The following is a 1,704-nucleotide window of genomic DNA, read 5'->3' on the forward strand; positions in this document are numbered from 1 at the left end:
AATAAGACCACCACTAGGAGGGTGTCCAAAAAGCCATTGGACTCCGTGTCCAATAAGTCACCAGACTCCATGTCCAATAAGTGACCAGACTCCGCGTCCAAAATGTCCATAGACATAACACTGTTCGTCTAGCGGGGATCAGTGGTTGCTAGACGATCAGGTGAGCGGGTCGGCATTCGAGCGTCAAGCACCAGCCCCGCGACGCCGACGACGGCGAGCACCGCCATGATGGCCACGAACACCGGGTCCGCCTCGCCGGTGAGCGTGTCGCCGAACAGGGTGACCAGGATCGTGCCCGGGGCGGAACCCACCAACGTCGCGAGCGCGAACGGCATCACCGGTACCCGGGTGAGCGCGGCGGCGTAGTTCATGATGGAAAACGGCACGGCCGCGATCATGCGCAAGCTCAAGATGGCCAACCAACCGCGTTCCTCGAGTCGCCGGTTGATGTTCTCCACGGCCGGGTGCGTCAGGCGCGGCTCCACCCAATCCCGCAGCAGCGTACGGACGATGAGTAGCGAGATGATTGCGCTGACCGTCGTCGCCGTCAGCGCGATGAGGATCCCACGGGCGGTGCCGAACAGGATGCCGGCGGAAACCGTCATCAGGGTCCGCGGGATGGGGAACTGGGTGATCAGCACGTACAGCAGCCAGAACAGGACGGGGAACCAGGCACCGGTCTGATCGGACCAGGTGCGCAAGGTCGAAAGCGGGGGAACGTCGAGAAGCATCCATGCTGCGACGAACAACGCGCCGGCCGCAACGATGAGTGCGATCCGGTTCCGGGGTGCCTTCCGCAAACGATTCACCACGCTATCTTCCATCGGGCTGTAGCCTGGAACCAACTTGAGGAGGGGGGCTCATGAGCTCAAATCAACGCTATGCATCGTCCGTCGGCCTGTTTCTACTTTCACTGATATTGACATTTCTTGGAATCGGGGTGACCTATGGGCCGATGGTGCTGTCACTGGTGTTTTATGGCACTGCGCTCGTCGTCGGGTGCATAGCGGCTGCGCGGGCATCGACGGGCGGCGCCGTACGCACAGCGGTGTCCTGCGGGTTCGTCGTTGTGGCAGTCGCGTCTCCGTGGATCCTCCCAATACTGAAAGGGGAGCCTGCCGGTTACGCTATCGTCATCGGGATTTACGGACCTGCCATCTCTTTCTTGGCCATGTCCTGGGCGTATCTCACTGCGCGTTCCAGCAAGCCCTGGCCGTACATAGCAGCGGTGGTGCTCGCCGCCGTGTTGGTCGCTGCTCCACACAAACTCATGGTTCATGTGGCCCACCTGCTTTGGGAAACCCCGCTGTTCGGGTACATCTGGGCCGCAGTGGTAATCGCCTTCGCCGTTGGGTTTTTCTTGCTCATTGTGGTGCTCAACCGCGGAACCGAGAACCGTCGCCCAGCTGCACAGACAAAGGTGATGATGCCGGATGAGCAAAACTGAGCACTGCAGTCGCGGTACCCGGGCTGGTCTCCGCACCCGAATCGGAGACGCCAGGGATGAGTGAGTTTGCCAATATGCTGCTGGGCATCTTCGGTGGGGGATCGATCGGCTCGATGAACGGGCCCGGCTGGACGTAGGGTTAAGGGTCAAAAAGTGTGTCCAGAATCGCGGATTTTTAGGGATTGACCTGTAGGTTTCAGGAAAGTATATGCTTCCGGGGCATGTATCTGGGTCTCGAGCGTTCAATCCTCGGTGTG

Annotated in this window: 2 protein-coding genes; one reads left to right on the forward strand and one right to left on the reverse strand. The window is 60.3% G+C overall.

Annotation, left to right across the window (positions count from 1 at the left end; genetic code table 11):
- Positions 1-128: 128 nt before the first annotated feature.
- Complete coding sequence (locus MHY23_RS11775) at positions 129-824, reverse strand: TVP38/TMEM64 family protein (protein WP_181195005.1); 696 nt, start codon at positions 822-824, stop codon at positions 129-131.
- 38 nt (positions 825-862) lie between these two features.
- Here MHY23_RS11775 and MHY23_RS11780 point away from each other — a divergent pair, with 38 nt between their 5' ends.
- Positions 863-1,447 (forward strand): hypothetical protein, encoded by a 585-nt coding sequence (locus tag MHY23_RS11780; protein ID WP_181888438.1) that lies wholly within the window; start codon positions 863-865, stop codon positions 1,445-1,447.
- Positions 1,448-1,704 lie beyond the last annotated feature (257 nt).

Origin of the sequence: Corynebacterium sp. ACRQP (assembly GCF_022345915.1) — a bacterium.
Lineage (GTDB): Bacteria > Actinomycetota > Actinomycetes > Mycobacteriales > Mycobacteriaceae > Corynebacterium > Corynebacterium lehmanniae.